The organism is Erythrobacter sp. LQ02-29, from assembly GCF_022576075.2.
In the GTDB taxonomy this organism is placed as follows: domain Bacteria; phylum Pseudomonadota; class Alphaproteobacteria; order Sphingomonadales; family Sphingomonadaceae; genus Alteriqipengyuania.
Genome location: NZ_JANCNT010000001.1, coordinates 2,137,767 through 2,163,670, shown reverse-complemented (window position 1 = coordinate 2,163,670; position 25,904 = coordinate 2,137,767). Strand labels below are relative to the sequence as shown.

Annotated in this window: 24 protein-coding genes; 13 read left to right on the top strand and 11 right to left on the bottom strand. The window is 64.1% G+C overall.

Going from position 1 to position 25,904, the window contains the following annotated elements:
• The first annotated feature begins 22 nt into the window (after nt 1-22).
• Nucleotides 23-2,011, top strand: coding sequence for a DNA topoisomerase IV subunit B (parE, locus tag MKP08_RS10675; RefSeq protein ID WP_241553811.1), 1,989 nt, complete (start codon nt 23-25; stop codon nt 2,009-2,011).
• 3 nt (nt 2,012-2,014) lie between these two features.
• On the opposite strand, the gene MKP08_RS10670 is transcribed toward parE, so the two are convergent.
• On the bottom strand, nt 2,015-3,229 hold the full coding sequence (locus MKP08_RS10670) for a bifunctional alpha/beta hydrolase/OsmC family protein (RefSeq protein WP_241553810.1): 1,215 nt from the start codon (nt 3,227-3,229) through the stop codon (nt 2,015-2,017).
• A 127-nt stretch (nt 3,230-3,356) separates the two neighbouring features.
• Between MKP08_RS10670 and MKP08_RS10665 the strand changes: the two genes are divergently transcribed.
• Genes MKP08_RS10665 through MKP08_RS10650 form a run of 4 tightly spaced genes read left to right on the top strand, consistent with a single transcriptional unit; the run spans nt 3,357 to nt 6,637 of the window.
• Nucleotides 3,357-4,211 carry a MoxR family ATPase gene (locus MKP08_RS10665; RefSeq protein WP_215228227.1) on the top strand — a complete coding sequence of 285 codons (855 nt, stop codon included), beginning with the start codon at nt 3,357-3,359 and terminating at the stop codon, nt 4,209-4,211.
• Nucleotides 4,198-5,100 carry a DUF817 domain-containing protein gene (locus MKP08_RS10660; RefSeq protein WP_373418103.1) on the top strand — a complete coding sequence of 301 codons (903 nt, stop codon included), beginning with the start codon at nt 4,198-4,200 and terminating at the stop codon, nt 5,098-5,100. The genes MKP08_RS10665 and MKP08_RS10660 overlap by 14 nt, the downstream gene beginning before the upstream one ends.
• Entirely contained in the window at nt 5,100-6,281 is a 1,182-nt protein-coding gene (locus MKP08_RS10655) for a VWA domain-containing protein (protein WP_241553809.1), read from the top strand. The genes MKP08_RS10660 and MKP08_RS10655 overlap by 1 nt, the downstream gene beginning before the upstream one ends.
• A 29-nt stretch (nt 6,282-6,310) precedes the next feature.
• Nucleotides 6,311-6,637 (top strand): hypothetical protein, encoded by a 327-nt coding sequence (locus MKP08_RS10650; RefSeq protein WP_241553808.1) that lies wholly within the window; start codon nt 6,311-6,313, stop codon nt 6,635-6,637.
• Between the two features lie 17 nt (nt 6,638-6,654).
• Here the strand turns inward: MKP08_RS10650 and MKP08_RS10645 are convergent, their stop codons facing one another.
• Genes MKP08_RS10645 through MKP08_RS10635 form a run of 3 tightly spaced genes read right to left on the bottom strand, consistent with a single transcriptional unit; the run spans nt 6,655 to nt 9,658 of the window.
• Nucleotides 6,655-7,875: a Xaa-Pro peptidase family protein gene (locus MKP08_RS10645; RefSeq protein ID WP_241553807.1), complete on the bottom strand. Its 1,221-nt coding sequence runs from the start codon at nt 7,873-7,875 to the stop codon at nt 6,655-6,657.
• Nucleotides 7,876-7,922: 47 nt separating this feature from the next.
• Nucleotides 7,923-9,119, bottom strand: coding sequence for an exo-beta-N-acetylmuramidase NamZ domain-containing protein (locus tag MKP08_RS10640; RefSeq protein ID WP_241553806.1), 1,197 nt, complete (start codon nt 9,117-9,119; stop codon nt 7,923-7,925).
• On the bottom strand, nt 9,116-9,658 hold the full coding sequence (locus MKP08_RS10635; RefSeq protein WP_241553805.1) for a DOMON-like domain-containing protein: 543 nt from the start codon (nt 9,656-9,658) through the stop codon (nt 9,116-9,118). The genes MKP08_RS10640 and MKP08_RS10635 overlap by 4 nt, the downstream gene beginning before the upstream one ends.
• 31 nt (nt 9,659-9,689) lie before the next feature.
• On the opposite strand from MKP08_RS10635, the gene tyrS reads away from it, so the two are divergent.
• The 4 genes from tyrS to cysK all read left to right on the top strand — a co-directional run bounded on the left by tyrS (nt 9,690) and on the right by cysK (nt 13,633).
• Nucleotides 9,690-10,919, top strand: a complete 1,230-nt coding sequence (tyrS, locus tag MKP08_RS10630; RefSeq protein ID WP_241553804.1) for a tyrosine--tRNA ligase — start codon at nt 9,690-9,692, stop codon at nt 10,917-10,919.
• Nucleotides 10,920-11,037: 118 nt separating this feature from the next.
• Nucleotides 11,038-11,376, top strand: coding sequence for a PilZ domain-containing protein (locus MKP08_RS10625; RefSeq protein ID WP_241553803.1), 339 nt, complete (start codon nt 11,038-11,040; stop codon nt 11,374-11,376).
• A gap of 50 nt (nt 11,377-11,426) precedes the next feature.
• Nucleotides 11,427-12,719 (top strand): MFS transporter, encoded by a 1,293-nt coding sequence (locus MKP08_RS10620; protein ID WP_241553802.1) that lies wholly within the window; start codon nt 11,427-11,429, stop codon nt 12,717-12,719.
• Nucleotides 12,716-13,633: a cysteine synthase A gene (cysK, locus tag MKP08_RS10615; protein ID WP_241553801.1), complete on the top strand. Its 918-nt coding sequence runs from the start codon at nt 12,716-12,718 to the stop codon at nt 13,631-13,633. Before MKP08_RS10620 ends, cysK begins: the two co-directional genes overlap by 4 nt.
• 72 nt (nt 13,634-13,705) lie before the next feature.
• On the opposite strand, the gene MKP08_RS10610 is transcribed toward cysK, so the two are convergent.
• The 4 genes from MKP08_RS10610 to MKP08_RS10595 all read right to left on the bottom strand — a co-directional run bounded on the left by MKP08_RS10610 (nt 13,706) and on the right by MKP08_RS10595 (nt 17,494).
• The gene (locus tag MKP08_RS10610) at nt 13,706-15,511 is read right to left on the bottom strand and encodes an acyl-CoA dehydrogenase C-terminal domain-containing protein (RefSeq protein WP_241553800.1); all 1,806 of its coding nucleotides are present in this window, start codon (nt 15,509-15,511) and stop codon (nt 13,706-13,708) included.
• A 49-nt stretch (nt 15,512-15,560) separates the two neighbouring features.
• Nucleotides 15,561-16,010, bottom strand: coding sequence for a MerR family DNA-binding transcriptional regulator (locus tag MKP08_RS10605; protein ID WP_256970095.1), 450 nt, complete (start codon nt 16,008-16,010; stop codon nt 15,561-15,563).
• A gap of 41 nt (nt 16,011-16,051) precedes the next feature.
• The gene (gene hisI, locus MKP08_RS10600) at nt 16,052-16,432 is read right to left on the bottom strand and encodes a phosphoribosyl-AMP cyclohydrolase (RefSeq protein ID WP_241553799.1); all 381 of its coding nucleotides are present in this window, start codon (nt 16,430-16,432) and stop codon (nt 16,052-16,054) included.
• A gap of 255 nt (nt 16,433-16,687) precedes the next feature.
• Complete coding sequence (locus MKP08_RS10595) at nt 16,688-17,494, bottom strand: ComF family protein (RefSeq protein WP_241553798.1); 807 nt, start codon at nt 17,492-17,494, stop codon at nt 16,688-16,690.
• Nucleotides 17,495-17,534: 40 nt separating this feature from the next.
• On the opposite strand from MKP08_RS10595, the gene MKP08_RS10590 reads away from it, so the two are divergent.
• A complete protein-coding gene (locus MKP08_RS10590) occupies nt 17,535-18,287 on the top strand; it encodes a methyltransferase domain-containing protein (RefSeq protein WP_241553797.1) in 753 nt (250 codons plus the stop codon).
• A gap of 3 nt (nt 18,288-18,290) precedes the next feature.
• Here the strand turns inward: MKP08_RS10590 and ppdK are convergent, their stop codons facing one another.
• From ppdK to MKP08_RS10575, 3 genes are all read right to left on the bottom strand, one after another.
• Nucleotides 18,291-20,957 (bottom strand): pyruvate, phosphate dikinase, encoded by a 2,667-nt coding sequence (ppdK, locus tag MKP08_RS10585; RefSeq protein ID WP_241553796.1) that lies wholly within the window; start codon nt 20,955-20,957, stop codon nt 18,291-18,293.
• Between the two features lie 119 nt (nt 20,958-21,076).
• The gene (gene glyS / locus MKP08_RS10580) at nt 21,077-23,509 is read right to left on the bottom strand and encodes a glycine--tRNA ligase subunit beta (RefSeq protein ID WP_241553795.1); all 2,433 of its coding nucleotides are present in this window, start codon (nt 23,507-23,509) and stop codon (nt 21,077-21,079) included.
• Nucleotides 23,506-24,405: a glycine--tRNA ligase subunit alpha gene (locus MKP08_RS10575; RefSeq protein WP_241555587.1), complete on the bottom strand. Its 900-nt coding sequence runs from the start codon at nt 24,403-24,405 to the stop codon at nt 23,506-23,508. The genes glyS and MKP08_RS10575 overlap by 4 nt, the downstream gene beginning before the upstream one ends.
• A 191-nt stretch (nt 24,406-24,596) precedes the next feature.
• Between MKP08_RS10575 and MKP08_RS10570 the strand changes: the two genes are divergently transcribed.
• The 3 genes from MKP08_RS10570 (at nt 24,597) to MKP08_RS10560 (ending at nt 25,903) form a co-directional block, all read left to right on the top strand.
• Nucleotides 24,597-24,929: a UrcA family protein gene (locus tag MKP08_RS10570; RefSeq protein WP_241553794.1), complete on the top strand. Its 333-nt coding sequence runs from the start codon at nt 24,597-24,599 to the stop codon at nt 24,927-24,929.
• Between the two features lie 91 nt (nt 24,930-25,020).
• Complete coding sequence (locus MKP08_RS10565) at nt 25,021-25,425, top strand: hypothetical protein (protein WP_241553793.1); 405 nt, start codon at nt 25,021-25,023, stop codon at nt 25,423-25,425.
• A 16-nt stretch (nt 25,426-25,441) separates the two neighbouring features.
• Nucleotides 25,442-25,903: a hypothetical protein gene (locus tag MKP08_RS10560; RefSeq protein ID WP_241553792.1), complete on the top strand. Its 462-nt coding sequence runs from the start codon at nt 25,442-25,444 to the stop codon at nt 25,901-25,903.
• Nucleotide 25,904 lies beyond the last annotated feature (1 nt).

The following is a 25,904-nucleotide window of genomic DNA, read 5'->3' as shown; positions in this document are numbered from 1 at the left end:
AACCGCGCCTTATAGCAGGCACATGGCCGACGATCTTTTTGAGAACACGCCCGCTTCCAGCGGCGATTACGATAGCTCCTCGATCGAGGTGCTGGAGGGGCTGGAGCCGGTCCGCCGCCGCCCGGGCATGTATATCGGCGGCACCGACGATCGCGCCCTCCACCATCTCGTGGCCGAAGTGCTCGACAATTCGATGGACGAGGCGGTGGCGGGGCACGCCAGCCGGATCGAGGTCAAGCTGGAGGCGGGCAACCGCGTCACCGTGACCGATAACGGTCGCGGCATGCCGGTGGACGAGCATCCCAAATTCCCCGGCAAGTCGACGCTGGAAGTGATCCTCTCGACGCTCCATTCGGGCGGCAAGTTCTCGGGCAAGGCCTATGCCACCAGCGGCGGTCTGCACGGCGTGGGCGTGTCAGTTGTGAACGCGCTGTCGGCGCATACGCGGGTCGAGGTTGCGCGCGACCGCCAGCTCTATGCGCAGGAATTCAGCAAGGGGCAGACGCTCGGCCCGATCGAGGAGCTGGGTCCGACACCGAACCGGCGCGGAACCACGGTGACGTTCACCCCCGACCCAGAGATTTTCGGGGATCGGCAATTCAATCCGAAGCGGTTGTTCAAGCTCGCCCGGTCGAAGGCCTACCTGTTCGCCGGGGTCGAGATCCGCTGGAAATGCGACGAGACGCTGGCGAGTGAAGACGTCCCGACGGAGGCGACCTTCAATTTTCCCGGTGGGCTGGCGGACCACCTCGCCGAGCAGATCGGCGAGCGTGAATGCGTCACTGCTACGCCCTTCGCCGGCTCGCAGGACTTTCCCGAGCAGGACGGCACGACACAGGGCCGCGTCGAGTGGGCGATCGCCTGGCCCCTGTATTCCGATGGTTCGACCAGCTGGTACTGCAACACCGTACCCACGCCCGATGGCGGCACGCACGAGCAGGGCCTGCGTGCTGCTTTGACAAAGGGACTGCGCGCATTCGGCGACCTTACCGGGCAGAAGAAGGCCAAGGACATCACCGCCGACGACGTGATGACGGGCGCCGAGATCATGCTCAGCGTCTTCATCCGCGATCCGCAATTCCAGAGCCAGACGAAGGACCGCCTGACCAGTCCCGAGGCTGCGCGGCTGGTCGAGAATGCGGTGCGCGATCACTTCGACCATTTCCTGTCCGAGAACATGGATCGTGGCCGCGCGCTGCTCGGCAGCGTGATGGAGCGGATGGACGAGCGGCTGCGCCGGAAGGCCGAGCGCGAGGTCAAGCGCAAGACCGCGACGAACGCAAAGAAGCTGCGCCTGCCCGGCAAGCTGACCGACTGCAGCGGCGAAGGCGACGGCGAGACCGAGCTGTTCATCGTCGAGGGCGACAGCGCGGGCGGCAGCGCCAAGCAGGCGCGCAACCGCAAGACCCAGGCGATTCTACCGATCCGTGGCAAGATCCTGAACGTCGCCAGCGCCACCGCAGACAAGATTCGGGCCAATTCGGAAATCGCCGACCTGGTCCTCGCGCTGGGTTGCGGCACGCGCAAGGACTGCGATCCGGAGAACATGCGCTACGACCGGATCATCATAATGACCGATGCCGATGTCGACGGCGCACACATCGCAACGCTGCTGATGACGTTCTTCTTCCAGGAAATGCCTGAGGTGGTGAAGCGCGGGCACCTATTTCTCGCACAACCGCCGCTCTATCGGCTGACGGCGGGCAAGGAGAGTGCCTACGCTCGCGACGACGCGCATCGTGCCGAGCTGGAGGCAACGGTCTTCAAGGGCAAGAAGGTGGAGGTCGCGCGGTTCAAGGGCCTCGGCGAAATGAACCCCCAGCAATTGCGTGAAACCACCATGGCACCCGAGAGCCGCGGCCTGATCCGGATCACCCTCCCCCCCGAGCACGAGCAGCGCCACGCGGTGAAGGAACTGGTCGATCGCCTGATGGGCCGCAATCCCGAACACCGGTTCAACTTCATCCAGAACCGCGCAGGCGAGCTCGACCGCGACCTGATCGACGCCTGAGGCTCAGTCTTCGGCAGTCTCGGTATGAATGTGGAGATGCCCATCCAGCGTGCGATGCACCGGGCACCTGTCCGCGATCTCGATCAGCTTCGCGCGCTGTTCGGTCGTGAGTTCATCTCCGAGGAGAGCGATTTCCCGGTAAAGGGCCTGAATCTGCTTGCCCTCTTCCATGGCGGTGACGTGGTCGCATTCCTGCTGGTGATCGCGCTCGTGGCGCAGCTCGATGCGTGTCCCGGCTAACGGCCAGCCCTTGCGATCGGCGTACATCTTCATCGTCATCGCGGTGCACGTGCCGAGCGCCGCCAGCAGCAGGTCGTAGGGCGTCGGGCCGGTACCGTCCCCTCCGACCGAGCGCGGCTCGTCGGCGACGAAATGGTGGCTCCGGCTCTCGACGATGCTCGCGAAGCGCCCGTGGCCGGTGGAGACCCGAATGCCTTCGTCCGGCAATTGCGTTTCCAATTCGGGAAACCGCTTATGCGCCCATCCGGCGGTCATTTCGGCCACGAATGTGGCGTCCGCGGATCGCGTGAGCAGATGGTTCGCATCTTCGAGGCTTACGAAGCTCTTCGGGTGATGGGCCTTCTCGAACAACTTGGCGGCGTTCTCGATCCCGACCGTGTCGTCGGTCGGCGAATGCATGACCATCAGCGGCATGCGCAGCTTTGTGACGCAGGACAGGAGGTCGGCCGAACGCATCTGTTCGATGAAGGTCCGGCTGACCGTGAAGGGGCGACCGCCGATATCAACCGGCCCTTCGCCATCCTGCTCGATCGCGCCGAGATTACCGGAGACCTGCTTCAGCGCATGCGGCACGCTGGCCGGTGCGCCGATGGTGACGACGCCCGCTACATTCTGGAGCCGCTCCGCTCCCGCCAAGACGGCCGCGCCGCCCAGGCTGTGGCCGACCAGCAGGATCGGTCCGCCGAAGCGCTGTTCGAGAAAGCCCGCGCTCGCGACGAGATCGTCGACATCGCCCGAGAACCCCTGGTGGCCGAACTCGCCCTCGCTACCCCCCAAACCAGTGAAATCGAACCGTAGCGTCGCGATACCATGACGCGCCAGCGCGCGCGAGACATGCACCGCGGCGATGCTTTGCTTCGTGCAGGTAAAGCAGTGCGCGAACAGCGCAGCACCGCGAACAGCCCCGGCGGGCATCTCGATCGACCCGGAGAGCTCAATGCCTTCCGCATTTTCGATGGTCACGGTCTCGGTCGGCATGCTGTTTCTCTCGATTATCCGATATTGGCGGCCACGCCCTAGGCGATGGATCGGTGCGGTGCCAGCGGCCTTGCCCGCGCCCGCCCGCTTCCCTAACGCTTACGTAAAGCAATCCGGATGGAGCAGTATGACCGCACAATTCGAAGGCACCAGTTCCTACATCGCGACCGAAGACCTGAAGGTGGCCGTCAACGCCGCTGTCACCTTGCGGCGCCCCCTGCTGGTCAAGGGTGAGCCCGGCACCGGCAAGACGGTGCTGGCCCACGAGATCGCCAAGGCGATCGATGCCCCCCTGATCGAATGGAACGTCAAGTCGAGCACCAAGGCGCAGCAGGGGCTTTACGAGTACGACGCGGTCGCCCGCTTGCGCGACGGCCAGCTGGGCGACGAGCGGGTCCACGACATTGCGAACTACATCAAGAAGGGCAAGCTGTGGGAAGCGTTCACTGCGCCCGAGCTACCCGTGCTGCTGATCGACGAGATCGACAAGGCGGACATCGAGTTCCCCAACGACCTGCTGCAGGAACTCGATCGCATGAGCTTCGACGTCTACGAGACGCAGGAGCGGATCGAGGCGAAGGAACGCCCGATCGTCGTCATCACCTCCAACAACGAGAAGGAGTTGCCCGACGCGTTTCTGCGCCGCTGCTTCTTCCACTACATCAAGTTCCCCGATCGCGACACGATGCAGGCGATCATCGACGTGCACTTTCCCGGCATCCAGGCGCGGCTGGTGAAGCAGGCGATGGACGTGTTCTACGAATTGCGCGAAGTGCCGGGCCTGAAGAAGAAGCCCTCGACCAGCGAACTGCTCGACTGGCTTAAGCTGCTGATGAACGAGGACATGCCGCTGGAGGTGCTGCAGGACAGCAACCCGAACAAAGCGATCCCGCCGCTCCACGGTGCGCTGCTGAAGAACGAACAGGACGTCATGCTGTTCGAACGGCTCGCTTTCATGAGCCGGCGCAATCCGGGCGGCTGACCCGCTGGGCAAGCCGCAAACCACGCGCTTCGCGGCTATCCGCGCGCGGCTCGAATCGTTCGAGCCGCGACCCGGATGGCATGCGTGGATTTACGAGTTCGCGCTGTTCGGTTTCAAGCAAGGCTGGGCGTGCCTGTTCGGCGCATTGATGCTGGTCCTGCTCGTTGCGACGCACCTTTTCTACCCCGACGACGCAACGTTGGCGCGGTACGATTTCCTGACTCTCGCCGCGCTGGCGATCCAGCTCGGTATGCTCGGATTTCGGCTGGAAACGTGGGAGGAGGCGAAGGTTATCCTTGCCTTTCACGTCGTCGGCACGGTGATGGAGCTGTTCAAGACAGCGCACGGATCGTGGCTCTATCCCGAGACCAGCGTGCTGCGGATCGGCGATGTGCCGCTGTTCTCGGGCTTCATGTATGCCGCCGTCGGTAGCTATATCGCCCGTGTCTGGCGCATCTTCGACTTTCGTTACACCGGCTATCCGCCCCGCTGGGCAAGCTGGGGGCTCGCGGTCGCGATCTACGTAAACTTCTTTGCCCATCACTGGCTGCCGGACATCCGGCTGGCGCTGTTCGCCGCGCTGCTCATCCTGTTTGCCCGGACCCGCGTATGGTTCACGGTCTGGCGCACGCCGCGCTGGTTGCCGCTGCTACTCGGCTGGTTCCTCGTCGCGCTGTTCATCTGGTTCGCCGAGAATCTCGGCACCTTCGCCCGCGCATGGAGCTATCCCGACCAGGCGACTGGCTGGACCATGGTTTCACCGATGAAGCTGGGCGCGTGGTATATGCTCATGTATATCAGCTTCGTGCTGGTCAGCGCGGTCGCACGCATCCGCGCGCCCTCCCTCGCTGCGAAACCCACAATCGAAAAACCGGCACTGGAAAGCTGATGTTCTTCAAATTCGTCGACGAATTGCGCGAGGCGGGTATCCCCGCCAGCTTCAAGGAGCACCTAACGCTGCTCGAGGCGCTCGATCGCAACGTCATCGCCCAGACGCCCGAGGCGTTCTATTACCTCTCACGCGCGACGTTCGTGAAGGACGAGGGGCTGATCGACCGCTTCGACCAGGTGTTCCAGAAGGTCTTCAAGGGTGTGCTGACCGATTACGGCCAGAACCCGGTCGATATTCCGGAGGAGTGGCTGAAAGCCGTTGCCGAAAAATTCCTGACCCCGGAGGAAATGGCCGAGATCGAGTCGCTGGGCGACTGGGACGAGATCATGGAGACGCTGAAGAAGCGGCTCGAGGAGCAGAACGAGGAGCACCACGGCGGCAACAAGTGGATCGGCACCGGCGGCACATCGCCCTTCGGCCATTCGGGCTACAATCCCGAAGGCGTTCGGATCGGCGGTGAGAGCAAGCACAAGCGCGCGATCAAGGTGTGGGAGAAGCGCGAGTTCAAGAACCTCGACAACACGAAGGAACTCGGCACCCGCAACATCAAGATGGCACTGCGCCGCCTGCGGCGCTTCGCGCGCGAGGGTGCGGCGGATGAGCTTGATCTCGAAGGAACCATTCGCGGCACGGCCAAGCAGGGCTGGCTCGACATCCGCATGCGCCCCGAACGGCACAATGCGGTTAAACTGCTGCTCTTCCTCGACGTCGGAGGGTCGATGGACCCCTTTATCAAGGTGACGGAGGAGCTGTTCAGCGCCGCAACCACTGAATTCAAGAACCTCGAGTTCTTCTACTTTCACAACTGCCTGTACGAAGGCGTGTGGAAGGACAACCGCCGCCGCTGGCAGGAGCGGACCAAGACGTGGGACGTGCTCCACAAGTTCGGTCACGACTACAAGGTGGTCTTCGTCGGCGATGCAGCGATGAGCCCCTACGAAATCAGCCATCCCGGCGGCAGCGTGGAGCATATGAACGAGGAGGCGGGCGCGACCTGGATGCGCCGGATGACCAATACTTATCCGGCGACCGTCTGGCTCAATCCCGTGCCCGAGAAGCAGTGGGGCTATTCGCAAAGCACCCGCATGATGCGCGAACTGATGAACGATCGCATGTATCCCCTCACGCTTGACGGTTTGGACGACGCGATGCGCGAGTTGAGCCGCAAGCAGGGATAGGATAGGTTTCGCCTGAACGGAGAATGCCGATGAAAGCTTTGTTTGCACTTGTCGCCGCCGCGCCGCTCATATCCGCGCAGGCCGAACCGCAGGACCCGATGAACCTTGCCGAGACGCGGGCAACGAGCACGCGCTCCGACGAGCGGTGCCGGGACACGGTCATGACGGTGCGGGAAGATCGTGGCCTGCTCAAGCTCGATCGCCGCGCTTCCAGCTCGGACAAGCCCTTGCTCTATTCGGCGGTAGATCATCGCATCGATGGCTGCACGGTCCTCGTCATGAAAAGCCCGGAAGGTGACATCCGTCCGGTTCCGGAAAGCGACCCTCGCCGCGCCGAATTCATTCCCGCACGCTGAATCGCCTGGCCTGGCATCTAACTGATCGGATCGTCGATCGATGCTGGTGGCTGGGTGAACCAGCGCGGCCCACTTTCTGTCATATGGAAACAGTCTTCCAAGCGAATGCCGAATTCGCCGGGGATGTAGATGCCGGGCTCGTCCGAAAAACACATGCCCGACGCGAGCCGCGTCGTTTCTCCATGGACCAGATTAACGGGCTCGTGACCGTCGAGCCCAATGCCATGGCCGGTCCGGTGGGACGTACCCGGTAGCTTGTAGCCGGGACCGTAACCCAGCGTGCGGTAATAGGCGCGTACCGCATCGTCGACCTTGCCCGCCTGCGTTCCGATTTGCGCCGCCTCGAATGCCACCTGCTGTCCTTTGCGCATCTGATTCCAGACGAGGCGCTGCCTTGCATTTGGCTCGCCGAACACGAAGCTGCGCGAGATATCGCTCTGATAGCCGTGCACGTTGCAGCCGCAGTCGAGCAGCACGACTTCGCCTTCGCGTACCTCCTGCGGTTTCCCGGTTCCGTGCGGATACGCACTTGCCTCGCCCAGCAGGACCAGCGCGAATTCGGGCGAGCCGCCCATTGCCGCCGTCGCATCGTTGATCAGCGCACCGACGTCCGCCGGGGTCATCCCGGCTTCGATATTGCGATACATACGCCGGTAAGCGTTCAGCGTGATGTCGTTCGCGACCTGCATCAATGCGAGCTCGGCCGGAGACTTGATCATCCGGCACCCGCGGACGATCGGGTTGGCACTGACGATTCTCGCATCCGGCAGAGCGGCCTGCAGGCCGTCCACCGCGAAATATCGTACGGTTTCCTCGACCCCGATCATGCCCTTCGACAGGCCTCGGCTCCGAAGCCAGCCGCCGAGGAGACCCAGAGGATCCTCATCCTCGTTCCAAGTCAGCACCTCCGCATCGAGCGCCAGCGTCTCGCGGACGGACGGTTCCTCAAAGAAGGGGGTGACGACCGAGATTTCGCCCTCGCGGGTGATAATCGCGCCGGTCAGTCGCTCGCTGCGCCACCAGCGAATGCCGGTGAAATATACCAGGCTCGACCCCGCTTCGACCAGCACGGCGTCGATGTTGCTCGCGCGCATCAGCGCGGCAGCTTTCGCCACCCGCATCCGCCGTTCTTCGACCGATATCGGTTTGGCAGCGGCTGCAAGGTTGGGCAATGCGCCCGTCGCCCCAGTATCGCCGGCTTTCGAGGAAGGCGACCAAAGCGCGACAGCCCCACCCATTCCCACGAGCTTTGTGAATTGCCGCCGATCCATCGTCACATTCCCGTTCAGTAGAGCAGATGACCGCGCACGGCCTCTACCCAGCTCGCCTCATCCGAGGCGGCTATGTTGTCGAGATCGTGCGGCGTAGCGGCGGAATCGTCGACCCATTCGCGCAAGCTCGGCCCACCGTTGATAACGTCGATCGCCAACCGCTCCCTCTCGTATTCGTAGGGAAAGTCGCGCCACATGTCGTAATCCGGATAGAGGGCGCGAATGGCCTTGAAAGCCAGGGCCTGCAGCCTCCACGGCCGGAATGCATCGTGCCGGTAGAACGGCCCTTCGGCGTGAACCATCAACGCGTTGCAGAGGGTTCCTGCGTGCTTGTGGAAGGTCGGCTCGAACCAGCATTCGCGTAGAGCGCATCCCGCCAGCCATTCGGGCGCGAGCCGTTCCATTTCTGCCAGCACCCCCTTCGCGTCGATATCCGGTGCTCCGAACAGCACTTCCAGCGGACGCGTGGTGCCACGCCCCTCGCTCAGCGTCGCGCCTTCCAGCATCACCGTGCCCGCATAGGCGCGCGCCATGTTCACATTGGCGGCATTGGGGCTCGGGTTGATCCAGATGCGATCTTGCGGCCAGCCATGACCGGGGCCGTCCGGCTCCCACCCTTCCATCGTCACGACCCGGTATTCGACGTCGAGGTCGAAATGCTCGACGAACCATCGCCCCATCTCGCCCATGGTCAACCCATGCCGCATCGGCATGGGAGCGGCACCGACGAAGCTTTCCTGTCCCGGCACCAACAACGTGCCTTCCACCGGACGGCCCGCCGGGTTGGGGCGGTCTAGCACCCAGACGCTCTTGCCGTGCTTCTCCGCTTCCTGAAGCAGATAGAGCAGCGTCGTGACGAAGGTGTAGATGCGGCAGCCGAGGTCCTGCAGATCGAACAGGAAAACATCGGCGGTAGACATCATCTGCCCCGTAGGCCGACGCACCTCGCCATAGAGGCTGAAGACCGGGATGCCGTATTGCGGATCGGTTTCGTCCGCCGTCTCCACCATATTGTCTTGCTTGTCCCCCTTCAGCCCGTGCTGAGGGCCGAGCGCGCTGGTCACGGTGAGACCCGCCGCAATCAGGGCGTCGAGGCTGTGGGTCAGGTCCGACGCGACCGAAGCCGGATGGGCGACCAGCGCGACGCGCTTACCCTCCAGCGGTTTGCGCAAGGTGGGGTCGGCGAGCAGGCGGTCCAGTCCGGTTTTCATACCGCTCCGCGTGGATGAAGCGTCGCGGCGAAGCAAGCGGGATCGTGGAAATCGGGGCGATGGCCGGCGGGTTGCGCTAGCGCCCAGAAGCTCTTCTCTTCGCCTTCCTCCTCGATGACCGCGCTCAAGCCCATCGCGCAAGGGGCATCGGGTAGCAGGGATAGCGGGATCGCTGCCTCGAACAGCGCAAAGACGCGTCCGGTTCGCATGGTGCAAACCGGTGCGGCCTCGCCCGGCCGCTCGCGCACGCCGTCGCGATAACGGTCGAAATCGTAGGCGTTCCAGCGATCGGATGGGGAGAAGTTGAACTCGCAATAACCCTCCCCGGCCTCGGGCCGCAGGAACAGCTCGAAACAGGTCGTCTGCCACAACCCATCCGCGCGCCCTGCCCCCGCGAAAGGCGGCGCCACGAGACGCCGGGCGGTGTCGATGCGCCAACGCAGCCACAGCCAGCCGGGGTGCTGTGCGACATAGACCGTCACCGCGCTTACCCGCCGCGGCGGAAAGGCGATGTGCGGCACCAGTTCATGCGTTTTCATCGGCCCTCCCCCGTGCTAGCGGGCGCCCACCATGAGCACCTATTCATCCGACCTCCTGCGCCTGCTCGAAGAGCGCGGTTATCTTCATCAGATTACCGACGCGGCGGCGCTGGACGCGCTGGCGGCAAAGCAGATCGTGCCGGCCTATATCGGCTTCGATCCCACCGCGCCAAGCCTGCATGTCGGATCGATGGTGCAGATCATGTTGTTGCGCCGCTTGCAGCAGACGGGCCACAAACCCATCGTGCTGATGGGCGGGGGCACCGGCAAGATCGGCGATCCCAGCTTCAAGGACGATGCGCGCAGCCTGATGACCGACGACAGGATCGCCGCCAACGTGGCGTCGATCCGCACGGTGTTCGAACGGTTCCTGACCTTTGGCGACGGGCCGACCGACGCGGTGATGCTGGACAATGCGGAATGGCTAGACCGACTCGAATACATCCCCTTCCTGCGGGAGGTGGGCCAGCATTTCTCGGTCAATCGCATGCTCAGCTTCGATTCGGTCAAGCTGCGGCTCGATCGTGAGCAGTCGCTCAGCTTTCTCGAATTCAATTACATGATCCTGCAGGCGTACGATTTCCGAGAGCTGTCGCAGCGGTACGCGTGCCGGCTGCAGATGGGCGGCAGCGATCAATGGGGCAATATCGTCAACGGGATCGAGCTGACGCGTCGCATGGATGGGCAGGAGGTATTCGGTGTCACTACCCCGCTGCTGACCACGGCCGACGGGTCCAAGATGGGCAAATCGGTCAACGGCGCTGTCTGGCTCAACGAAGACCAGTTGCCCGCCTACGACTTCTGGCAATACTGGCGCAATACGGACGACCGTGACGTCGGCCGCTTCCTGCGTCTGTTCACCGATCTGCCGCTGGACGAGATCGCACGGCTCGAATCGCTCGAAGGGAGCGAGATCAATGCAGCGAAGGAAGTTCTTGCCAACGAAGTGACCGCACTCGTCCGCGGCGAAGAGGCGGCGGCTTCAGCCGCGGCGACCGCGCGCGACACGTTCGCAGGCAGCGGAGCCGGGGCCGATCTACCCGTTCATGTCCCCGATTCCGGCCCGGTTCCCCTGGTCACCGTGCTCAACGCGCTCGGCTTCGTGCAGTCGAATGGCGAGGCCAAGCGCAAGATCAAAGAGGGTGCGATCCGGGTCGACGGCGAGGTGGTGGACGACCTCGCGCTGGAGCTCTCCCCTTCGCCCGGATCGGACATCCGCATCAGTCTCGGCAAGAAGAAGCACGGCCTCCTGAGGGGTTAAGCGACTGATTTCCTTTATCTTGTGTCGAAACGGGACAGTCCGCTCTTAACCAGATGTCAGCGATTACCCGGCAATTGTCTCCCTTCACGAAGTTGGCGAAGAAGGGACCGGTGAAACCATGGCCGTGGGAGCACAGTTGTCTGTAACCGATCAGCGGCGCGCTTCGCGCCATCCGGTCGATTACCCTACCCTGGCGGAACATAGCGAACGCGGCGATATCGCGTTTCACATCAGCAATATCTCCGCAAACGGTTTCATGATCGACAACGCGGAAGGGATCGAGCGTGGCGAGCGCGTGATCGTGCGTCTGCCAATCATCGGCCGGATCGAGGCACACACGATCTGGGCACGCGACACACGCGCCGGATTCCAGTTCGAGCGCGTTCTGCGGACCGACGACCTGATGGCGATTATCGAACAGTTGCAGCCCAATCCACGTCTCAAGCGGATGCGCTGAGCCAGTCTTAAGCGCTGGTATTCGATCGCGGCGAATGCCAAGGCGCGGGGGTGAGCGAACCCACCCACCCCTTCCGCATTGCCAATTTTCGCGCCTACTGGTTCGCCCGGCTGACCATGACGCTGGGCCAGTACGCGATGATGCTGATCATCGGCTGGCAAACCTACAACATCGCGCGCGATGCCGGGCATAACGTTGCGGAAGCGTCGGGCCAGTTGGCGCTGATCGGGCTGTTCCAGTTCGTTCCGCTATTCCTCCTCACCCCGTTTTCCGGCCTCGTGGCCGACCGGTTCAATCGTCGCACGGTCGCGAGATCTACCGTGGTCCTGCAACTGGGCTGCGCCATCGCGCTCGCCTTGTTGACCGGGCAGGGGTTGCTGGAGCTTCACTGGCTGTTCGGCATCGCCGTGGTGCTGGGCATCGTTCGCGCATTCAACGGCCCTGCGCTGTCCGCCCTCGCCCCCAATCTGGTACCTAAGGCGATCCTGCCGAACGCCATCGCGCTGTCTTCCATCGCGTGGCAGGTCGGGATGATCGCGGGCCCGGGACTGGGCGGGTATCTCTACGCGATCCAGCCGGCGCTTCCCTATGCTGTCGCGGGTGCGTTGTTCCTGGTCGCTATCGTCTCGCTCGGCTTCATCGGAGAGGTTCCGCGTACCCCCATCGCCGGGGCTCAGCGTCCGATCGGGCGGATCGTGGAGGGGCTGCGCTATGTCGTCCATAATAAGATGGTGCTCGGTTCGATCACGCTCGACCTGCTGGCGGTGTTTCTCGCCGGAGCCAACGCGCTGCTGCCCGTCTTTGCCCGCGATGTGTTGCAGGTGGGGGAAACCGGTCTGGCGCAACTCGCCATGGCACCGGCCATCGGCGCGGCGCTGACCGCGGCATGGTTTTCCATCCGCCCGCTCAAGACCAATGTCGGGCCGAAAATGCTGGGCGCGGTGGCGGTATTCGGCGGCGCGACCATCGGGTTCGGCCTGTCGACCTGGATGCCGCTCAGCCTCGCGATGCTGTTCATTGTGGGCGCGGCCGACATGTTCTCGGTCTATATCCGCCAGTCTCTGATCCAGCTACACACGCCGGATGACAAGCGGGGCCGCGTTTCCGCCGTCAGCCTGCTGACGATCAGCGCCTCCAACGAATTCGGCGACTTCTTCTCTGGCAGCCTTGCCTTCCTCATCGGCCCCGTGGCCGCCCTTGTCGCCGGTGGTGCGGGCGCCATATCGACCGTGATCCTGTGGAGCCGTATCTTTCCGGTTCTGCGGACCACCCGGACCTTCGACCCGCCGCCTGCGTTGGATGAAGAAAGCCCCGAAGAGCAATTGCAGGAGCATATCTCATGAAAGCCGACAGCGTTCTAGCCACCATCGGAAACACCCCGCACATTCGCCTTTCGCGGATGTTTCCCGATCACGAAGTCTGGGTGAAATCCGAACGCGCCAATCCCGGCGGTTCGATCAAGGACCGCATCGCCCTAGCCATGGTGGAAGATGCGGAGAAGGCCGGCACGCTGAAACCCGGCGGCACCATCATCGAACCGACCAGCGGCAATACCGGCATCGGCCTTGCCATGGTCGCCGCGGTTAAAGGCTACGAACTGATCCTGTGCATGCCCGAAAGCATGAGCATTGAGCGGCGACGCCTGATGCTGGCGTACGGTGCCAAATTCGACCTCACGCCCAAGGAAGGCGGGATGAAGGGCGCGATCGAACGCGCTACCGAACTGGTCCAACAGACCGATGGGGCTTGGATGCCGAGCCAGTTCGACAACGAATCGAACTACAAGGTTCACGTGCGGACCACCGCGAAGGAAATCCTCGACGATTTCGCCGACGATCCGATCGATGTCATGATCACCGGCGTGGGTACGGGGGGCCACATCACCGGTTGTGCGGAGGAGCTCAAGAAGCACTGGAGCTCCATGAAGGCCTATGCCGTGGAGCCAGAGGGTTCGCCGGTGATCGGCGGAGGCCAGCCCGGCCCACACCCGATTCAGGGAATCGGCGCCGGTTTCATTCCCGACAATCTGCATACCGGCAGCATCGACGGTGCGATCGCCGTGAATGCGGACAAGGCCAAGGAAATGGCGCGCCGCTGCGCGGCCGAGGAAGGTTTGCTGGTCGGGATATCGAGCGGAGCGACGCTCGCTGCAATCGACAAGAAGCTTTCCGAGCTGGACAGCGGAACCCGCATCCTCGGTTTCAACTACGATACGGGCGAACGCTACCTCTCGGTGGCGGACTTCCTGCCCGAATAATCGCAGTGCCTGATCGAGAAGGGCCGGATCGCGACCATTTCGCGGTCCGGCCCTTTTTCGTATCCGGCTGGATCAGGCGGCGGTGGCGAAGTCCGCTTCTTCCAGCGCCATCATGCTCTCGCTCCCGCTTTCGATCTTGCGCCGCAGCGCGCCCGCATCGGGTACGTAGCGATCGAAGAAATAGCGCGCGGTCTTCAACTTCGCCTCGTAGAACGCCTTGTCCTCCGGCGAACCCGCCAGCTTCTCCTGCGCCACCTTCGCCATGCGAAGCCACATCAGCCCGAGGCAGACGATACCCATCAGGTGCATGTAGTGATGGGCACCCGCGCCTAGGTTGTTGGGGTTCTGCATTGCGTTCTGCATAAACCACATGGTCGCGGCCTGCTGTTCACCCAGCGCCTTCTCCAACTTATCGGCCAGCGGAGCGAGCGCTTCGTCGTCCTTCGCGGCGCCCACATCCTCGCCGACGAGCTTGAAGAACGCCTGGATCGCCGCCCCACCCTTCGATGGCAGCTTGCGGCCGCACAGATCCATCGCCTGCACGCCGTTCGTGCCTTCGTAAATCTGCGCGATACGCGCATCGCGCACGAACTGCTCCATGCCCCATTCGCGAATGTAGCCGTGGCCGCCATAGACCTGCTGCATATTGGTCGCGATCTCGTAGCCCTTGTCGGTACCGTAGCCCTTGATGACGGGGGTCAGCAGACCGACGAGCTGATCCGCCGTCTTGCGGTCTTTCTCGTCCGCCGCACGGTGGGTCATATCGACCTCCAGCGCGGTCCAGAGGGCGAGTGCCCGCATCCCTTCGGTGAAGGCTTTCGCATCCATCAGCATCCGCCGCACGTCGGGGTGGACGAAGATCGGATCGGCCTTTTCCCCAGGCTCCGCCGGACCTGTCAGGGCGCGGCCCTGCCGCCGGTCGAGCGCGTAGGTGACGCCGTTCTGATAGGCGACCTCGGCCTGCGAGAGCCCCTGAATGCCCACGCCGAGGCGCGCCGCGTTCATCATCACGAACATCGCGGCGAGCCCCTTGTTCTCCTCGCCGACGAGCCAGCCCTTCGCTCCGTCGTAGTTCAGCAGACAGGTCGAGTTGCCGTGGATACCCATCTTCTCCTCGATCGAGCCACAGACGACACCGTTGCGCTCGCCGAGCGAGCCGTCGTCGTTCACCAGCACCTTGGGCACGATGAACAGGCTGATGCCCTTGGAGCTGTCGGGCGCACCCGGAGTCTTCGCCAGAACCAGGTGAATGATGTTCTCGGTAAGATCGTGCTCACCCGCCGAGATGAAGATCTTGGTGCCGGTGATCGCATAGCTGCCATCGTCCAGCGGCTCCGCCTTGGTCCGGATAAGACCCAGATCGGTGCCGCACTGGGGCTCGGTCAGGTTCATCGTGCCCAGCCATTCGCCCGCGATCATCCTGGGAAGGTACTTTTCCTTCTGCTCCTGCGAGCCCGCTGCGATGATCGCCGAAACCGCGCCGTTCGCGAGCCCGGGATACATGCCGAACGCCTGGTTGGACGAAGAAATGAACTCCTCCATCGCGAAACCGACGACATGCGGCAGGCCCTGCCCGCCGAACTCCTCGGGCGCAGTCAGTGTGCCCCAACCGGCCTCCACGAACTGCGCGTAGGCTTCCTTGAACCCGTCGGGGGTGCTCACCGAACCATCGAGATGGCGCGTGCAGCCCTGCTCGTCACCCGACCGGTTGAGGGGCGCGAGCACCTCGGCGGTGAACTTGCCCGCTTCGGACAGGATGGTGTCGACCAGATCCGGGGTCGCGCTTTCGAACCCCGGAAGATTTCCATAGCTGGCGAGATCGAGCACCTCGTTGATGACGAAGCGCGCGTCGCGGGTGGGAGCAGTATAGGTCGGCATGGGTGTCCTTCGGGGTTTGGTGTAAGGTGTTCAGGCCAATGGCTCGAACTCACTCGTCTTCGTTGTAGATCGCGTTCTCGACCTGGGCGATGAAGGCGGTCAGTTCGTCGATCGAAGAATTGATGTCATCACGCTGGCGCTTCAATTTGGCGACATGGGCCAGGCAGCGTTCGATAGTGACGCGGCGTTGCTCGCTCCGCCCGTCGTCGAGATCGTAGAGATCGATCATCTCGCGAATTTCGGACAGGCTGAACCCGACATTCTTGGCCCGCATGATCCACGCCAGGCGGGCGCGATCGCGCTGCGAGTAAATCCGCGTCAGACCTACCCGGCGCGGCGCGATCAACCCTTCGTCCTCGTAGAATCGCAATGCTCGCGCGGTACAGTCGAATTCAGAGGTCAGATCGGAGATACTGAAGCGGTCCCGCTTCAGCGCGTCCGGCCGTTCGAGATGCGCCCCGGCATGGGGCTTGCTGCGATCAAGTGCGGTTTCCGACATGGTCGGCATCATCTACCTGACCTTTACGTAAGGGTCAATCCTCACTCCCCGACGGGCGCAAGTTCCTCTCCAGCGAGTTCACGGTAAAAGCAGCTGCGCGCGCCGGTATGGCATGTCGGACCGGCGGGTTCTGCGATCAGCACCAATGCGTCTTGGTCGCAATCGACCAGCATGCGCTTTACCGCGAGGCGGTTGCCTGAGGTCTCTCCCTTCATCCACAGTCGCTCCCGCGATCGGGACCAGAAGTGGGCAAAGCCGGTCCGGCGGGTCATTTCCAGCGCTTCGGCATTCATGGCCGCCACCATCAGAACGGTGCCATCCTTCTGATCGGTAACGACCGCGGTCAGCAGCCCGCGATCGTCGAACTTGGGCATGAAGTTCGCGCCGGTTTCCCGCATAAGCTGGCCTGGTTTCGTCGTCATGATCTAGTTCCCCTCGTCGGGACGCTGCTTATGTTGCACTCGAACAACAGGGTCGTCGCAAAATCGGATGGGTCGCGCAATGGCCCTTTGCTCTTGGACGCTCCCGTGGAACTTATCGCCTCAGCCGAACGGCGGTGCCGCAAGAGCGCCAGGGTTCGGGGGGTTGGCGATCGCACATGAGGGTTCGTGCGTTCGCTGGAGAACAGGGCGGTGCGCGATCCGGGGGGATGGTCGCCCGCTTCGATGACGGTATCGTCACGCAGCGCCCGGAGCCTTCGCGGTTCCGGGCGCTTGTTCCTTGGACACTCCTTTCGGCGATCCTTCATCGATAACGCGCGCGAAGCATGCGATGCGGACGCTGGACGCTCCCGCTTGCAAGAGCGCCCGTACGCAAGCGTCCGACGTTGCGCCGCTGGTCACGACATCGTCGACGAGGATGACCGACTTACCGGCGAGTGCCGAACGGCGGCGCGGGTGCACCGCAATCGCGCCGAGCAAAGCGCGCGTCCGCGCGTTGCGTCCCAGCCCCCCCAACGAAGGCGTGCCACGCGTCCGGACTAGCGCGTCGACCATCAGCGTTCCTCGCCCGGCTTTCGCCAGCTCCGCTGCCAAAAGCGCGGCCTGGTTGTAACCGCGCCGCCACAGCCGCCAGCGATGCAGCGGGACCGGCACGATCACGGTATGCTCTCCCTCCATCACAGGTAGCCGCGCCGCGATCAGCCTCGCCATCATACCGGCATGGGCGATTCGCCCGCCGTGCTTGAAGGCGAGGATGATCTTACGCGAGATGGCTCCGTAGATCGTCGCGGCGTGGATACCCGCGTGCCGTGGCGGAGCGGCGAGGCACGGCGCGCACCTCGCTTCGGCACCTACCGTCTCGACCGGCAGAGGGCGCTGGCAAGTGGCGCATGCGGGCTCGCCCGGGATGGCCAGCTCGCTCCAGCAATCGAGGCATAGTCCCGCCTGGTTGCCGATCGCGGTGCCACACACCGGGCAGCGCGGCGGATAGACGAAGTCCACCACCGGCGCGAAAGTCTGGCGGAGTGTCGAAACGAGCGGCATCGGTCTATGCTGCGCGGGCTTCGCCGGGTAGGCAAGCGGCATGTCCGCCCCCGCACCGCCCCGCATCTTTTCGCCCACCCGCCGGATTGCCCGCGACGCGCGGCACGCACATGCTGCCCCCGATCACTCGGCGCAGTTCCTGCGTGCCGACATGGCTGAGGACATTCTGGAGCGGCTTGCCTTCATGCAGGTCGAGCCAAAGCGGGTGCTGCTTCTGGGAGACCGGCCGAACCTCCTCCGGCAGTCGCTGGAGGAGCGCGGCTTCACAGTGTGCACCGCCGGTCCCGACACGATCGACGAGGAGCAACCCTTCCCCGCGCCCGCGTTCGACATTCTGGTCAGCATGGGCTTGCTCGATACGGTCAACGACCTGCCGGGCGCGTTGCTGCATGTGCGGCGCGCGCTGCCCGAGGGCGGGCTGTTCTTTGCCAGCTTCACGGGCGCTGGTAGCCTGCCCCAGTTGCGCCGGATCCTCGCGGCGGCGGATGGCGAGCGGACCGCGGCGCGGCTGCATCCGCAGATCGACACACAGGGTGCCAGCGCGCTGATGCAACGCGCCGGCTTTTCCCGGCAGGTGGTCGATTCGCGCACGCTCACCGTGTCCTACCGCGCGTTCGAGCGCCTCGTCGCCGACCTGCGCGCGCAGGGGATGAACGGCGTGCTGGCCGATACTCCCCCGCCCCTCACCCGCGCCTCGCTCGACCGGGCGAAGGAGGCGTTCGCCGCTCAGGCCGACGACACCGGCAGGGTCACCGAAACGTTCGAGATCCTGACCCTGACCGGCTGGAAATAGCGCCTATTTACCCAGCGCCGCCTGCGCCGCCGCCAGCCGCGCAATCGGCACGCGGTAGGGCGAGGCGCTGACGTAATCGAGCCCGACGCGTTCGCAGAAACCGATGCTGGCGGGATCGCCGCCATGTTCGCCGCAGATGCCGAGCTTTATCTCGGGCCGGGTCTTGCGTCCCCGCTCCGCCGCCAGCTCGACCAGCTGACCCACACCGTCCACATCAAGGCTGACGAAGGGATCGCGCGCAAAAATGCCCTTGTCGACATAGGTGCTGAGGAACCGGCCCGCATCGTCGCGGCTGACGCCCAGCGTCGTCTGCGTCAGATCGTTGGTGCCGAAGCTGAAGAAGCGCGCTTCCTCCGCGATCTCGCCCGCCATCAGAGCGGCGCGCGGCAGCTCGATCATCGTGCCGACGAGATAGTCGAGCGTGCGGCCCTTCTCGGCGAAGACCGCCTGCGCCACCCGGTCGACCAGAGCGCGCAGGATTTCGAGCTCGCGCCTGGTCGCCACCAGCGGGATCATCACTTCGGGGACCGGGGCATCGCCGCTGCTCGCGGCCACGTCGCACGCCGCTTCGAAGATGGCCCGCGCCTGCATCTCGTAGATTTCGGGATAGGTAATGCCGAGGCGGCAGCCCCGATGGCCCAGCATCGGGTTGAATTCGTGCAGTTCGTTCGCACGCCGCTTCAGGTGATCGACGCCCAGCCCGGTGATCTCCGCCAGATCGGCGAAATCGGCGTCCTCCGTCGGCAGGAACTCGTGCAGCGGCGGGTCGAGCAGGCGGATCGTGCACGGCAAGCCCGCCATCGCCTCGAATATCTGGGCGAAGTCGTCGCGCTGTTCGGGCAGCAGCTTGTCGAGCGCCTTGCGCCGTCCCTTCTCGTCGTCGGCCAGGATCATCTCGCGCACCGCGCTGATCCGTCCGGCGTCGAAGAACATGTGCTCGGTCCGGCACAGCCCGATGCCCTCGGCCCCGAACTGGCGCGCCATGCGGCAGTCGGCGGGCGTTTCGGCATTGGTGCGCACGCCCATCCGCCGATGCTCGTCCGCCCACTCCATCACCTTGGCGAAATCGCCGGCGAGCTCGGGCTCGATGGTCGGGACCTCGCCCGCCATGACCTGCCCGTTGCCGCCGTCGATGGTGATGACGTCGCCTTCCTTCAGTTCGCGATTGCCGATCCGCAGGGTGCGGGCGGCGCGGTCGATCGAGACCGCCGAGGCACCCGACACGCAGGGGCGGCCCATGCCGCGCGCGACCACGGCCGCGTGGCTGGTCATGCCGCCGCGGGCGGTCAGGATACCCTGCGCCGCGTGCATCCCGTGAATATCCTCCGGGCTGGTCTCGATCCGGACCAGGATCACCTTGTCGCCGCGCTCCGCCCATTGCTCAGCGGTGTCGGCGTCGATCGCGATCTTGCCGCTCGCCGCGCCGGGTGACGCCGGGAGGCCCGTGGTCATCACGTCGCGCTGAGCGTCGGGATCGAGCGTGGGGTGCAGCAGCTGGTCGAGCGCCATCGGGTCGATCCGCTTCACCGCCGTCTTGCGGTCGATCAGCCCCTCGCCTTCCATCTCGACCGCCATCTTCAGCGCCGCTTTCGCGGTGCGCTTACCATTGCGGGTCTGGAGCAGGAACAGTTTGCCGCGTTCAACCGTGAACTCGATGTCCTGCATGTCCTTGTAGTGCCCTTCGAGCAGCTCGAACACGCGGGCCAGCTCGCCATAGGCATCGGGCATGGCCTCTTCCATGCTGGGCTTGTCCGCCCCGGAATCCTCACGCCGGGCTTTGGTCAGATATTGCGGCGTGCGGATGCCCGCGACCACGTCCTCCCCTTGCGCGTTGACCAGCCACTCGCCGTAATAGGCCTTCTCCCCGGTCGAGGGATCGCGGGTGAAGGCGACCCCGGTCGCGCTGGTGTCGCCCATATTGCCGAACACCATCGCCTGCACGTTCACCGCCGTGCCCATGTCGTGCGGGATGTCGTTGAGGCGGCGATAGATCTTCGCGCGCTCCGTATCCCAGCTGTCGAACACGGCGGCGATCGCGCCCCACAGCTGCTCGTTCACGTCCTGCGGGAACGGGTGGCCGAGGTCGCGCTGTGCGATGGAGAGATACTCCTCGACCAGCGCCTGCCAGTCCTGCGCCTCCATCTCGGTGTCATTGTAGTAGCCGCGATCTTCCTTCGCGATTTCCAGCGCTTCCTCGAACAATCCGTGGTCGAGGCCAAGGACGACATCGGAATACATCTGGATGAAGCGGCGGTAGCTGTCCCAGGCGAAGCGTTCGTCGCCGCTGGTCTGGGCGAGGCCCTTCACCGTCTCGTCGTTGAGGCCGAGATTGAGGACGGTGTCCATCATCCCGGGCATGGAAATCGCGCCGCCCGAGCGGACCGAGACCAGCAACGGATCGGCCGCGTCGCCCAGTTTCTTGCCGACGGTGCGCTCGATATGGCCGACCGCATCGGTAACCGCCTGCCGAAGCTCCTGGGAGAAATCGGCGCCTTCCTGGAGGTAGCGCAGGCATTCCTCGGTCGTGATGGTGAAGCCCGGCGGTACGGGCAGGCCGATGCTGGCCATCTCCGCCAGGTTCGCACCCTTGCCGCCGGTGACGGTCTTGTCCTTCTGCCGCGCGTCCGAATGATTCGCGTCGCCGCCGAATGTGTAGACCGTTTTCGTCATTGAACTACCCCTGTCGTGGAACACCGACCGGGCCGTTTTGCAAAACAGCGGCGGCGCGCCATCCGTTTGTAAATAAGTGTTATTCCCGTCCCCAGACGCCTGCGATCGTCAACTTCCGCTTACCCCTCGATCCGTGAGAAATCGGCCACCCGGTCGACCGCGTCGCGGAAACGCGCGAGCAGGCCGAGCCGTGCGGCGCGCTTGTCCTCCTCCTCCGCATTGACCGTCACCTCCTCGAAGAACGCATCGATCGGCGCGCGAAGCGTGGCGAGTGCCCCCATCGCATCCTCGAACCGCTCCTCCTCCACCGCCGCGACCGCGCGCGGTTCGGCGGTATCGAGCGCCTCGATCAACGCCCTTTCGGCCGGCTCGGGCGCGTAGGACACAGAGATTTTCTTTTTCTCGGCCATGCGGGCATCGACCACTGCCGCCATGTCGGGATCGTCGACCAGCGCCAGCGGGTCCTCCTCACCCGTGCGGGCGATACGGTCGGAGCCGTCGCGATCGGGGTCCCAGCCCTCCTTCTTCAGGATATTGGCTGCGCGCTTGTAGGCGGCGAGCAGGTTCTGCCCGTCCGGCGTGGCGACGAAGTTCTGCAAGGCTTTCACACGATTGAGAAGCCGCACGAGGTCGTCTTCGTTCCCGAGCGCGAAAACGGCGTCGATCAGGTCGTGGCGGACCCCGGCTTCGCGCTGCTGGACCTTGAGGCGGTCGATGAGGAATTCAAAAATATCTACGAAGTCCTTCCGATGTATCGGCCGATCAGAAGTGTCGTGGGCTTTCGCCTGCGAGATGCGGACTTCGTGAAAGGCGGCCTCGGAAAGACCTCGCCAATCTGCGCGTAATTGGTTTCGATTGAACAAAGCCAAGATTGCGAGCCCGGCACGCCGAAGGGCAAAGGGGTCCTTTGAGCCCGTCGGCTTCTCATCAATAGCGAAGAACCCAGCCAACGTATCCAGCTTGTCCGCTAAGCTCACCGCCACCGTCACCGGCGCGGTGGGGACTTCGTCGCCCTGCCCGACCGGCTTGTAGTGATCGCGGATCGCGTCGGCAACGGCGTCGGGGAGACCCTCGGCGCGGGCGTAGTAGCCGCCCATCAGGCCCTGCAATTCGGGGAACTCCCCGACCATCTCGGTGACGAGATCGGCTTTGGCGAGCCGCGCGGCCTGTTCGGCCCAATCCGCGAGTTGAGCAGTGTCGTACACCTCCCCACCCGCTCGTGCTGAGCTTGTCGAAGCACCGTCCTTTTCTTCCGGCGCTTCGCCAGAAGTGGAGTGCGGCCCTTCGACAGGCTCAGGGCGAGCGGAGGTGGAGGCGGCTCCCCGAGTTGCATTCGAACCAACGATCCCCTCTTCCACCAGCCACCGCGCCAGCTTGGCCACGCGGTCGACCTTGTCGGCGACGGTGCCGAGCTTTTCGTGGAAGGTGATCCGCTCCAGCCGCTTGGCATGTTCGGCGAGCGGGGTCTTGCGATCCTGCTCCCAGAAGAAGCGCGCGTCGGAGAGCCGCGCGGCGAGAACCTTGCGGTTGCCGTCAACGATCGCCGCCCCGCCGTCCGCCGCCTCGATGTTGGCGGTGCACACGAAGGCGTTGGCGAGCGTGTTCCCCTCCCGCTCGCGGGAGGGGTTAGGGGTGGGCGCGGCCTGGTCTTCGCCAGACCCACCCCCGGCCCCTCCCGCAGGCGGGAGGGGAGTTTCGCAGACGAAATATTTCTGGTTCACCCGCGCGGTCAGCTGGATCACCTCGGGCGGGACGTCGAGGAAATCCTCCTCGAACCGGCCGAGCAGCGGGACGGGCCATTCGGTCAGTCCGGCGTTCTCGACCACCAGCCCCTCGTCCTCGACCAGCGACAAGCCGGCCTCGGACGCGACCTGTGCAGCGCCCTTACGGATCAGCGCGGCGCGTTCCTCGTGGTCGACGATGACATGGCCCGCGCGCAGCTTCATCGCGTAGTCGCCCGCATCGCCGATGGTGATGTCGCCCGCATGGTGGAAGCGGTGCCCCAGCGTAACCGCGCCGCTGGTGACGCCGTGCACCTCGCACTCGACCACCTCGTCGCCCAGCAGCGCGACGATGCCCGACAGCGGGCGCACCCAGCGCATGGACTCGGTGGAGATCGAGGCCGCGCCCCAGCGCATCGACTTGGGCCATGAAAACTCTTCGATTATCCAACGGATCGCGACACTAAGAATGTCGATTGTCCGCTTTCCTTCGGTTTCGCGGATCCAAAAGTAAGTAGCACGACCTTTGACGTCATGTACTTCGAGGTCATCGCGCCTGATATTGTTCTTACGACAAAAACCATCGATGGCTTGGTCTGGTGCGCCTACCGGAGGTCCTTTAAGTTCCTCTCGTGTCGCCTGCGTTACCTCGGGCAAATTCCGGGCAATGAGAGCGAGGCGTCGGGGGGTCGACCAGACAGTGACTTGCCCAATGCCGACGCCCGTAGCGTCCATCTCGCGCCGGAACAGCTTTTCCAGCTCGGCCCGCGCCCCCGCCTGCATCCGCGCGGGGATTTCTTCAGAGCGCAGTTCAAGGAGGAAATCACTCACAGCGACCACTCCGGATATTTCTCGGCCCATTCGGGCGCTTTCAGCTCGGCGTATTTCTCGCAGCTACCGCGGGCGAGGTCGCGGACCCGGCCCATGTAGCTGGCGCGTTCCTGCACGCTGATCACGCCGCGCGCCTGGAGGAGGTTGAAGATGTGGCTCGCCTCCACCGCCTGCTCGTAAGCGGCGATGGGCACGTCGTTGGCAAGCGCGTTTTCGCACTCCTTTTCCGCCTTGGCGAACAGGTCGAAGAGCGCGTCCGTTTCGGCGACTTCGAAGTTCCACTTCGACATCTGCTTCTCGTTCTCGAGGAAGACGTGGCCGTAGCTCGTCCCGCGCCCGTCGAAATCGAGGTCGTACACGTTGTCGACGCCCTGGATATACATCGCCAGCCGTTCAAGCCCGTAGGTCAACTCGCCCGCCACCGGCTTGCAGTCGAAGCCGCCCATCTGCTGGAAATAGGTGAACTGGGTGACCTCCATGCCGTCGCACCAGACTTCCCAGCCCAGTCCCCATGCGCCCAGCGTAGGCGATTCCCAGTCGTCCTCCACGAAGCGGATGTCGTGCTTCAGCGGATCGATCCCGATCACGCGCAGGCTTTCCAGATAGAGCTCCTGAATGTCGGGCGGGCTCGGCTTCAGGATGACCTGGTACTGATAGTAATGCTGGAGCCGGTTGGGGTTCTCGCCATAGCGCCCATCGGTCGGGCGGCGGCAAGGCTGGACGAAGGCGGCGTTCCACCTCTCTGGCCCCAGCGCGCGCAGCGTGGTCGCGGTGTGGAACGTCCCCGCTCCCATCCGCATGTCGTAGGGCTGGAGGATCAGGCAGCCATGCGCGCTCCAGAAATCGTGGAGCGCGAGGATCATGTCCTGAAAACTGGTTTGCGGTGAACGGTCCATCTTGCGGGCGGCCATGGCGCAGGTGCGAAAACGCGTCAATGGCGCGGCCCGCGCGAGTGCCGAAAGACAGGTTCTCACGACATCATGTCAGGTAGTGTTGACATAGTCAGCGAATCGCGACATATAGTCATGCAGACCTGACATTCCGTGAGGTTGACGCGACACAACGCACAGTAGAAAAGGACTTCTCCATGACCAAGTTCATCGTCCTCGCCGCCCTCGGTTCCATGATGGCACTGCCCGCGACCGTCTCTGCGCAGGAGGCACCGCAGGTTACCGTCCAGACCAACGAGCTCGATCTCACCAGCGAAGCCGGCCAGCGCACACTCGACCGCAGGATCAGCGCCGCCACGCGGGCCGTGTGCAAGGTTTCCGGCCGCGACCTCAACGCGATCCGCGCGCGCGCCGAATGCCGCGAAACCGCGCTCGCCAGCGCCAGCGCGGAGAAGGAACGCGCGATCGCCATGGCGAAACTCTCCGCCGAGCGCCTTGCGCAGAGCCGCGTCGAGAACACCGGAGCATGAAGCCTACGGTATCGGTGCGCGGTACCGTACCCTTCCGCGCACCGAACCGACAGCCAGTCCGATTGCCCACCTTTTCCATCACGAGACCCGAATGACCCCGGACAAGAAAGCCCGCATCTATTTCGTTTCCGCAATAATGGGCGCGATCGCTACGCTGGGGCTGGCCGCGACCAGTATCTTCGGCTGGCCCGACTTCGCGCTCGGACTGTTCACCGGGATCATCCTCGTCAGCCTCGCGATGATCCTGCGGCGCAAGCTGCGCGACGAATACACGCAAGGGCTTTGGCAGGCCGGCACATCGGCCGCCTTCATTGCCGTGGTCATCCTTGCCATCTTCGGCCCGGTGCTGCTGGGCTTCGCCCACGGCCTGATCGACGGTTTCAACGACACCGCCAACGCCGCCCCGCCCGATTTCAACGGCAAGTACGTCGGCATCGGGGCGATCCTGGCTTTCTATGCCGGCTTCCACATCGCCTGGCTGCGCAGCGCGCGATAATTCGAGGACTTCCTACGTGCCCTACGATCCCTATGCCCTGTCCGAAGACCAGAAATCGCGATCATACAATATGGTGTGGGTCGGCCTGCCGATCAGTCTGGCACTGGTGGCGTGCAATTTCTTCTCGCTGGGCCCCGTCGGAGCGATCCTGGAGGGGGCCGGGCCTGTCATCGTCGGCTGCCACCTCGTGACCTTCGCAACATACAACCGTTTCGACGAACACTTCCGTTCGCTCGCCTCCTTCGGTTTCGCCTGCGGCATCGTGGTCGTCGCCCTGTGGTTTCTGGCGCAGGGCCTGCTGGCGATTTTCTATGGGGCCTACGGGCTCGGCCATTCGGCTGCGGGTTCGCCGGTCGATCCGGGCGATATCAGATTTCGCCTGCCGGACTGGTTCAATCGCGCGTTCCTGCTCGCGTCCTTGACCGCGACCGCGTTCTACGGCGGCTTCGCCTATGCCTGGCTGCGTGGGAGGGGCTGAG